Here is a 9,538-nt window from a genome sequence, read left to right as displayed (position 1 = left end):
GTACGGGCGGCCGTCGCGGGCGATGACGGTGACGCTGCCCGAGGACGTGATCGCGCGTCTTGGCGTCATCGATGCCGATCTGGGACGGGCGATCGTCACGGTGGCGGAACAGCGCGGCACGGCCCACGCCGTCCTCGCCGCCGAGAAGCTCCTTCGCCGCGAGACGGGGACGCTCCTCGTCCTGAACGGCGACGTGCCGCTCGCCCGCCCGGAGACGCTGCGAGCCCTCCTCGCGCATCACGCCCGGACGCGCGCCTCCTTCACAGTCCTGACGACGAGGCTCGACGCGCCGGCAGGCTACGGGCGCATCCTGCGCTCGCGGAGCGGGGCGCTCGACGCGATCTGCGAGCAGGCCGACATCGCGGGGCGCCGGGAGATCGAGGAGGTGAAGGAGATCAACGCCGGGCTCTACTGCGCCGAGGTCTCCGGGCTCTTCGGCGCGCTGAGGGCCACCTCGACGCGCAACGCGCAGAAGGAGTACTACCTTCCCGATCTGGTCTCGGTCCTTCGGGCGCAGGGCCGGCGCGTCGAGGCGATGCTGCACCCGATGGCCGGCGAGGTGCTGGGGATCAACACGCGCGCGGATCTTGCGCGGGCCGAGAAAGCCCTCTTCCGGCGCAAGGCCGAGGAGCTGATGATCGCCGGGGTCACGCTGATCGATCCCGAGACCACCTACGTCGAGGCTTCCGTCCGCATCGCCCCCGACACCACTCTGCACCCGAACGTCACGCTCTCGGGGACGACGACCCTGGGCGAAGGATGCGTCGTGCACTCGGGGACGCGCATCGCCGACTCGGCGATCGGGGCGGGATCGACGATCCTCGATCACTGCGTCATCGTGGACGCTCGCGTCGGCAGGTCGGCGCGCATCGGCCCGTTCGCGCACCTCAGGCCGGGGAGCGAGCTCGGCGAGGAGGTCCACGTCGGCAACTTCGTCGAGACCAAGAAGGCGAGGCTTCGGGATCGCGCCAAGGCGAACCACCTCGCGTACCTCGGCGACGCCGAGATCGGCCGCGACGTGAACGTCGGCGCGGGGACGATCACCTGCAACTACGACGGCTGGGAGAAGCACCGGACGGTGCTCGGCGACGGCGTCTTCATCGGGAGCGACACGCAGCTCGTCGCCCCGGTGCGGGTCGGCAAGGGGGCCTTCGTGGGCGCCGGGTCCACGATCACCCGGGACGTCCCGGACGGCGCGCTCGCCCTCTCGCGCGTGAAGCAGCAGACCATCCTCGGCTGGGCCGTGAGAAAGCGGGAAGAGATGGCGGCGCGGCACGGCAAGATTTCGAAAGCCAAGCGCCCGAAGCGGCGTTGAATTCAAGGAGAATCGAGGTCCACCCATGTGCGGGATCATCGGCTACATCGGCGACAAGCAGGTCGTCCCCGTCATCCTCGACGGCCTGAGGCGGCTCGAGTACCGCGGTTACGATTCGGCGGGGATCGCCGTCGTGGACCACGGCGAGCTGAAGCTCCGCCGCAGCGCGGGAAAGCTGCGCGACCTCGAGGAGTCGCTCGCCGCCTCGCCGATCGCGGGCACCTTCGGCCTGGGGCACACGCGCTGGGCCACGCACGGGCGGCCGACCGAGGAGAACGCGCACCCGCACCGCGACTGCAAGGGGCGGATCGTCGTCGTCCACAACGGCATCATCGAGAACTACATGCAGCTCAAGGAGTCGCTCGCGGCGAAGGGGCACCGCTTCGTCACCGAGACCGACACCGAGATCATCGCGCACCTGATCGAGGAGCATCACACCGGAGCGCTCGAGGACGCCGTCCACAAGAGCCTCGGCATGCTGAAGGGGGTGTACGCGCTGGCGGTCCTGAACGTCACCGAGCCCGGGAAGCTCGTCGCCGCGCGACGGGGTCCTCCGCTCATCGTGGCCTACGGCGATCGCGAGTTCTTCATCGCCTCCGACATCACGGCGGTCCTTCACCATACCCGGGACGTCGTCTCCCTCGACGACGACGAGATGGCGGTCGTGACGGCCGCCGGCGTCACGATCGTCGACGCGGCGGGCCGCCGGGTCGAGAAGAGGCCGCAGCGCGTGACGTGGGACCCGATCATGGCCGAGAAGGGCGGCTACAAGCATTTCATGCTCAAGGAGATTCACGAGCAGCCCCGGGCCATCCGCGACACCCTCTCGGGAAGGCTCTCTCTCGAGGGGGGGCGCGTCTATCTCGACGAGATCGCGCTCTCGGCGGCCGAGCTCAAGGGGGTCCGCAAGATCAACCTGCTCGCGTGCGGCACCTCGTGGCACGCGGCCCTCGTCGGGAAGTTCCTCATCGAGAGGCTCGCGCGCGTTCCCGTCGAGGTCGACACCGCCAGCGAGTTCCGTTACCGCGACCCGATCGTCGATGCCGGAGTCCTCACCGTCGTCATCTCGCAGTCGGGGGAGACGGCCGACACCCTCGCGGCCCAGCGCGAGGCGCGCGCGCGCGGCTCGAAGAGCCTCGCCATCTGCAACGTCGCCTCGAGCATGATGACGCGCCAGGCCGACGGCGTGATCCTCACGCACGCCGGCCCCGAGATCGGCGTCGCCTCCACGAAGGCCTTCACCGCGCAGCTCACCGCGCTCCACCTCCTCGCGGTTCATCTGGGGCGCGTCCGGGGCGTCCTCGACGAGAAGGACGGCCGGGGCCACCTCGAGGCCCTCACGCGCGTCCCCGCACAGATCGAAGGGCTCCTCGCGACGGAGCCCGCCATCGAGGAGATCGCGAAGCGCTTCTTCCGGGTGAAGGACTTCCTCTTCCTCGGCCGCGGCGTGAACTACCCGATCGCGCTCGAGGGGGCCCTGAAGCTGAAGGAGATCTCCTACATCCACGCGGAGGGATACCCCGCTGGTGAGATGAAGCACGGCCCCATCGCGCTCATCGACGAGAACCTCCCGGTGGTCACGCTCGCCGCGAAGGATCACGTCTACGAGAAGATGCTCGGCAACATCGAGGAGGTGAAGGCGCGCGAGGGGATCGTCATCGCCGTCGCGGCCGAGGGGTGCGACGAGGTGAGCCGCAGGGCCGATCACCTGATCCGCGTCCCCGCCGCCGGCGATCTCGTCACCCCGATTCTCATGGTGGTGCCGCTCCAGCTCCTCGCGTACCATATCGCCCTCAGACGCGGGTGCGACGTCGACCAGCCGCGCAATCTCGCCAAGAGCGTGACGGTCGAGTGATCCCCCCGGGGGTGCGTTGGATCTCCTCAAGGATCTCAACGAAGAACAGCGGCGCGCGGTCGAGCTGACCGACGGGGCCATCCTGGTCCTCGCGGGAGCGGGGTCGGGGAAGACCCGCGTCCTGGTCCACCGCATCGCGCACACCCTTCACCTCGGCCTCGCCGCCCCCGACGAGATCGTCGCCGTCACCTTCACCAACAAGTCGGCCGCCGAGATGAAAGAGCGCATCGCCCGCCTCCTCGGGGAGGGGAGCGCCCCCGACAGGGTCGGCACCTTCCACTCACTGTGTCTCAGGATGCTCAGGCGCGAGGCCCCCCGTCTCGGCTATCGCGACGGCTTCCAGATCTTCGACACGGAGGACTCCCTCCGCCTGGTGAAGGAGAGCCTCAAGGAGCTGGTGTCGGGAGACCAGACGGCGACCCCCGGCGACGTCCTGCGGCGCATCAGCTCCGCGAAGAACCTCGGCGTGGATCCCGACTCGGGCGAGGAGCACTGGCGCGGGCCGCAGGGACCGCTCCACGCCAGGGTGTACGCCGCCTACCAGTCGGGGCTGAGGCGGATGAACGCCATGGACTTCGACGATCTCATCCTGAACGTGATCCGCCTCTTCGCCGAGCACCCCGACCGCGCGCGCCTCTGGGCGGGGACGTGCCGCTACCTCCTCGTGGACGAGTACCAGGACACGAACCCCCCGCAGTACCGCCTCGTGCGGGCCCTCGCCGCCGTCCACGGCAACCTCTGCGTCGTCGGCGACGAGGATCAGTCGATCTACCGCTTCCGCGGGGCCGACATCGGGAACATCCTCTCGTTCCAGAAGGATTTTCCGGGGACGACCGTCGTGAAGCTCACGCAGAACTACCGCTCGACCGGATCGATCCTCGCCGCCGCGAACTCCCTCGTGAGGAACAACACGCAGCGCATCGGCAAGGAGCTCTGGACGGCGGCGGGGCGCGGCGACAAGGTGAAGCTCGCGATCCTTCCCGGCGATCGCGAGGAGGCCGCCTTCATCGTGCGCGTGATCCAGGAGTGGCGGCGCACGGCGCGGCTCGAGGAGGCGGCGATCCTCTACCGCACGAACGCGCAGAGTCGCCTCTTCGAGGAGGCGCTGATCTCGGCGGGGGTGCCGTACCGGATCTACGGGAGCCTGAGGTTCTACGACCGGAAGGAGATCCGCGATTTGATGGCGTATTTGAAGCTCGCGGTGAACCCGAGCGACGACGTCGCCTTCCGCCGCGTCATCAACGTCCCGGCCCGGGGTCTCGGGGCCGTCGCGCTCGAGGCGATCGACGCGGCGGCGGCCGCGGGGAGAACGAGCCTCCACGACGGGTGCCGCGCCGCGATCGAGTCGAAGGCGCTCGCGGCGAAGGCGGCGGCCTCGGCCGGGGCGTTTCTCGCGGTGCTCGAGTCGGTGAGGGGGAAACTCGCCGGCGGCTCCCCCGGCGAGATCCTGAGGCAGCTCATCCGCGGGGTCGACTACACCGAGCACCTGAAGCGCACCGAAGGGTCCGAGGCCGACGCGCGCCTCGAGAACGTCGAGCAGCTCGTGGACGCCGCCGCCGAGTCGGCCGGGGAGGGCGGGCTCCAGGAGTTCCTCGACCGCGCCTCGCTCGTCAGCGAGTCGGAGTCCGCCCAGGGGACGGGCGGCGCGAACCTCATGACCTTGCACAGCGCGAAGGGGCTCGAGTTCGACCTCGTCTGCCTCGTGGGGATGGAGGAGGGGCTCTGCCCCCACGCGCGCACCCTCGACGCCGCCGACGAGATCGAGGAGGAGCGCCGCCTGGCGTACGTCGGGATGACGCGCGCGAGGAAGCGCCTCCACGTCACCGCCGCGCGGACGCGCCGGACCTTCGGGGAAATCGCCCCGGCAGCCATCTCCCGCTTTCTTGGCGAGATCGGCGACGAGAACGTGGAGGAGGTCTTCACCTCTCCCGCGGCCGGGACGTCGTGGGGGCGAAGCGCCCTCGCGGGCGGCGGGGGCGCCGGGGGAGGAGGAGGTGCGCGATGGGCGGCGCGGCCGAGGCGCGAGGTGGCGCTCGGCGACGAGGACGTGAGCCGCGAAGCAGCCGACGACGGAGCGGCCCCCGACGACGACGCGGCCGAGGGGGGCGAGGTCCCGTCGTTCCGGGTCGGCGCCCGCGTGCGCCACGATCAGTTCGGCCTCGGCGAGGTCCTCCTCGTGGAGGCGGCCGACGAGGGGCAGAAGCTCACGGTGCGCTTCGGCGGCCGCACTCGAAAGCTCCTCACCCGGTACGCGCACCTGACGCGGGTCGGCTCCTGACATGGGGGCCGCCGATCCCGAGATCTCCGTCGTCATCCCCTGCCTGAACGAGCGCGCCACGATCGGCGTCTGCGTGACCAAGGCGATGGGCGCCTTCAACCGTCTCGGCATGACCGGCGAGGTGGTCGTCGCCGACAACGGCTCGACCGACGGCTCGCGCGAGGTCGCCGCGGCGGCCGGCGCGCGCGTGATCCTGGAGGAGCGGAAGGGATACGGCTCAGCCCTTCTCGCCGGCTTCGCGCAGGCGAAGGGGCGGTACCTCGTCATGGGGGACGCCGACGACACGTACGACTTCAAAGACCTCGAGGGGTTCGTCCGCCCGCTGACGGCGGGGTCCGACCTGGTCATGGGCGATCGGCTCCACGGCGCGGTCGAGCCGGGGGCGATGCCATGGCATCACCGTCACGTCGGCGTGCCGATCCTCTCGTTCATCCTCAACCGCCTCTTCGGGGCGAAGATTCGGGACGCGCACTGCGGCATGCGGTCGATCACGCGCGAGGCGTACGCGAAGCTGAAGCTCCGCACCACGGGGATGGAGTTCGCCTCCGAGATGCTCATCCGCGCGGCGCGCGCGCGCCTCCGCATCGCGCAGATCCCCATCGTGCTGCACAGGGGGGGGCGCCCGGGAAGGCCGCACCTCCGGTCGTTCCGCGACGGCTGGCGCCACCTCAAGATGATGTTCATGCTGAGCCCCACGCATCTCTTCCTGATCCCCGGGCTCACCCTCTTCGCGGCCGGGGCGGCGCTGGTCGCCCTCCTCGCGGCCGGGCCGATCCACGTGGCGGGTCACCTCGTGGACTACCATTTCATGATCCTGGGATCGCTGATGGCGGTGCTGGGGTGGAACGTCACCACGATCGGCCTCTTCGCGCGCATCTACGCGCTGGTCGAGGGGCTCGAGGAGGAAGACCCCCTGCTCCCACGGCTCTTCAAGGTCTTCAACCTCGAGCGCGGCCTCCTGGCCGGCGCGGCGACCTTTCTCGCCGGCCTGGCGATCGAATCGTCGATCCTCGTCGAGTGGCTCCGGAAGGACTTCTCGTTCGGAGGCGAGATCCGCGTGCGGCCGGCGATCCTCGGCCTCACCATGATGGTGATCGGCGCGCAGGCCTTCTTCGCCTCGTTCTTCTTCTCGATCCTCGGAACCGAAAGGCGACGGGGCTGATGGCCGGCCGCCGCTTCCTCGCGACCCTCCTCGCCGTCTGCGCCCTGGGAGGCGCCCTCAGGCTCTGGCACCTGTCGTCGATTCACGGCACCCCCTTCTACGATTTCGACGCCACGTGGGCCTCGTCGGACATGAACGCCAACCTCTCGTGGGCCCATCACGTCGCCTCCGGAGACTGGCTCGATCGAAACGCGTGGCGCCCTCATTTCACGTGGCAGGACAACGTCGCCGACGCTGAGACCTGGGAGAGGTGGCTCGGCCCCTCGACGTACTACCAGCCGCCGCTCTACACGTACCTCGTCGCCCTCTCGATCCGCGGGACCGGGGGGGTGGACGCGTGGCGCTTCCTCCAGACTCTTCTGGGCGCCGTGAACATCCTGTTGGTCGGCCTCCTCGCGCGCAGGTTCTTCGGCCCCGCGGCCGGCATCGTCGCGGCGCTCTTCGTCGCGGGGTACGCCCCGTTCATCCTGTACGACTCGGAGCTGCTGCGCGGGACGCTCGTCATCACGCTGAACACCGCGGCCCTCCTCGCCCTCTCGGCCACCCCCGTGAAGGAGTCCCGGGGGAGATGCATCCTCGCGGGGGCTCTCCTCGGCGCCGCGTATCTCTGCGACAGCGCCGTCATCACCTTCCTTCCCCTCGCCTTCATCTGGGCGATCTGGATTCGCCCCGGAGCCCCGGCCGGGCGCGGGCGCGAGGCGGCCTGGATCGCGGCGGGGCTCGCCGCGGCGCTGCTCCCCCTCGTGGCGCGCAACCTCGTCGTCGGCGCACCGATCCTCTCCTCGACGACCCGCGCCCCGCTCGCCTTCGTGATGGGGAACGCCCCCGACAGCCGCCCCGTCGGTGCGGTCATCCCCCAGGGCACGGAGGAGATCCTCAAGGCGAGCGACTACAAGGTCCTGGGGACAATCCTCGCGACGATCGGCGCCTACCACGGCGCGATCGGCGACCTCGCCCTCAAGCAGTGGGAGAAGCTCTCGGGCCTCTGGAACGCCTACGAGGTCCCCGACAACCCCTCGTTCTACTACGCCGCCCTCCACTCGCCCGTGCTCACGTGGGGGCTCAGGTTCAGCTGCGTCGGGGGGCTCGGGCTCGCCGGGATGCTCCTCGCCGCCCGGCGAGCGCGCGAGTCGTCGCTCCTGTACCTGTACCTCGCGTCGGTCCTCGCCCTCTTCCTTCTGGCCCACGTCGTCTCGCGTTACCGCCAGCCGCTCGTGATTCCGCTCGCGATCTTCGCCGGCCTCGCGCTCACCGAAGGGGCGCGCGCGCTCGCGGCCCGGCGCTGGGGCGCGGCGGCGGCGGTCCTCGGCGGGGCGACGGCCCTCTCCTTCGCGCTCCCCTCCACCCCGCCTCCCGGCTACCGCTACTACCGTCCCTCGGAATTCGTGATCGCGGCGGACGCCCTCGAGCAGAAGGGGGAGGTGACGCTCGCCTCGAAGGAGCTTCGCCAGGCGCTGGCGCTCGCGAACGGCGAGAACGTCCCGGACACCGAGAGGGTGAAGCTGAACCTCGCCCTCGGTGAGCTGTTCCTGAGGCACGAGCGGTACCCGGAGGCTCTCTCCGCCTTCCGCGACGTCCTCGACGACGAGGGCGACAACGCCGAGGCGCTCATCGCCGTGGGCGGTATCCACCACGACACCAATCAGCCGATGGAGGCCCTCTCCACGCTCATGCGCGCCGAGCAGGTGAGCCCCGACAACGCCGAGGTCGAGGCGCGCCTCGGCCACCTGCTGTGGGTCACTTTCCACGACGGCGCCGCGGCCCTCCCGCACCTCCGGAAGGCGCTCGACCTCGCGCCGAACTCGCCGGCCGCCGCCGATCTCAGCGCCTGGGCCACCCAGGCCGGCGCCGCGAGCGGCAAGACTCCCTGACGTCGGTCCTCAACCGAAGGACTGGGTCACCAGCTCCCACAGCGCAAGAGGAAGTCCGATCAGGCCGAGGAGGACGAGGCACGCCCGCGCGCGACCCACGGTCGCCCATCTGAGGGGTCTCACGAGCGGGAAGAGGAGCGGGAGGATCGGGAGGAGGTACCGTCCCTGGAACCCACGGATGATCGGTGCCTGGTATCCCGTCCACTGGATGTAGAGCAGCGCCATCGTCAGCGTGAAGCACGCGGAGAAGACCGCGACGCACCACGCCTGGACGCGCCACGAGTACGGAGTACGGGGTTTGGTCGGGTCGAGGGCGAATGCGCCGATCAGCAGCAGACCGAGCACGAGGTAGGCGGCGACGGGGAGGTGGATGCTCATGTGGCCCATCTCCGCGATCGCTCCGACGGCGGCGCGGGGGATGAACGGGGTCGTGAGGACCGTGTCCAGGAGGACCTTCGCGAAGGCGAGCGGATGCTGGAGGACGAACGTCGTCTGCCCGTCGGGGAAAGCGTCTCCTCCCCACGTCCGATATCGGGCCCCGGCGAAGAACGACGTCTTCACCAGCCACATCCATCCCAGCCCGGCCACCATCGAGGGGAGGACGATCGCCGAGACCGAGATCCAGCGGCGCTTCCGTGATCCGAAGCGGGACGTGGGGATCGCCAGCGCGAGGAGCGCGAGCGGGGCGTAAGCTCCCTTGGTAGAAGCGACGGCGACGGCGAGGAAGGAGAGTCTCACGATTTCGCGTAGTGATACTGGTCTCCCTCCCTCCCTCCCTCCCTCCCTCCCTCCGCTGTCCATCAGCCCTGCATCGTGCGACGTGAACGTGCGGAATAACTCGGCGACGAAGAGGAAGGCGACACCCATCGTGATGGCGTCGGCGTTGACAAAGCTGCTGAAGAAGAGACTCGTCGGAAGGATTGCGATGGCGGCGAGAGCGAATCGTTGCGATGGGAACCGCCGGATCGCAAGCCACGCGAGCAGCAGCCAGCCGATCAGGCCCGCGAGCCTGGACGCGTACAGCAGCGCGAGGGGCGATGCACCCGCCGCCGCTCCG

At 69.9% G+C, this 9,538-nt stretch carries 6 protein-coding genes; 5 read left to right on the top strand and 1 reads right to left on the bottom strand.

Features of this window, described 5'->3' with window-relative positions:
- Positions 1-22 precede the first annotated feature (22 nt).
- The 5 genes from glmU to HY049_13655 are packed head-to-tail and all read left to right on the top strand — an operon-like array spanning position 23 to position 8,481.
- Positions 23-1,315, top strand: a complete 1,293-nt coding sequence (gene glmU / locus HY049_13675) for a bifunctional UDP-N-acetylglucosamine diphosphorylase/glucosamine-1-phosphate N-acetyltransferase GlmU (GenBank protein ID MBI3449951.1) — start codon at positions 23-25, stop codon at positions 1,313-1,315.
- A gap of 25 nt (positions 1,316-1,340) precedes the next feature.
- Positions 1,341-3,170: a glutamine--fructose-6-phosphate transaminase (isomerizing) gene (gene glmS / locus HY049_13670; GenBank protein ID MBI3449950.1), complete on the top strand. Its 1,830-nt coding sequence runs from the start codon at positions 1,341-1,343 to the stop codon at positions 3,168-3,170.
- Positions 3,171-3,186: 16 nt separating this feature from the next.
- Positions 3,187-5,448 carry a UvrD-helicase domain-containing protein gene (locus HY049_13665; GenBank protein ID MBI3449949.1) on the top strand — a complete coding sequence of 754 codons (2,262 nt, stop codon included), beginning with the start codon at positions 3,187-3,189 and terminating at the stop codon, positions 5,446-5,448.
- 1 nt (position 5,449) lies between these two features.
- Positions 5,450-6,610, top strand: coding sequence for a glycosyltransferase family 2 protein (locus tag HY049_13660; GenBank protein MBI3449948.1), 1,161 nt, complete (start codon positions 5,450-5,452; stop codon positions 6,608-6,610).
- Positions 6,610-8,481, top strand: coding sequence for a glycosyltransferase family 39 protein (locus tag HY049_13655; GenBank protein MBI3449947.1), 1,872 nt, complete (start codon positions 6,610-6,612; stop codon positions 8,479-8,481). Before HY049_13660 ends, HY049_13655 begins: the two co-directional genes overlap by 1 nt.
- Before the next feature lie 9 nt (positions 8,482-8,490).
- Here the strand turns inward: HY049_13655 and HY049_13650 are convergent.
- Positions 8,491-9,538: DUF2142 domain-containing protein (locus tag HY049_13650; GenBank protein ID MBI3449946.1), on the bottom strand; the 1,048-nt coding region annotated here is incomplete at its 5' end.

The sequence above is a fragment of the Acidobacteriota bacterium genome (genome assembly GCA_016195325.1).
Lineage (GTDB): Bacteria > Acidobacteriota > Polarisedimenticolia > JACPZX01 > JACPZX01 > JACPZX01.
This window is presented reverse-complemented; position numbering and strand designations above follow the sequence as displayed.

Coding starts and splice junctions, on each gene's coding strand:
- glmU (MBI3449951.1), top strand. CDS start 23: ATGACGGTGACGCTGCCCGAGGACGTGATCGCGCGTCTTGGCGTCATC.
- HY049_13655 (MBI3449947.1), top strand. CDS start 6,610: ATGGCCGGCCGCCGCTTCCTCGCGACCCTCCTCGCCGTCTGCGCCCTG.
- glmS (MBI3449950.1), top strand. CDS start 1,341: ATGTGCGGGATCATCGGCTACATCGGCGACAAGCAGGTCGTCCCCGTC.
- HY049_13660 (MBI3449948.1), top strand. CDS start 5,450: ATGGGGGCCGCCGATCCCGAGATCTCCGTCGTCATCCCCTGCCTGAAC.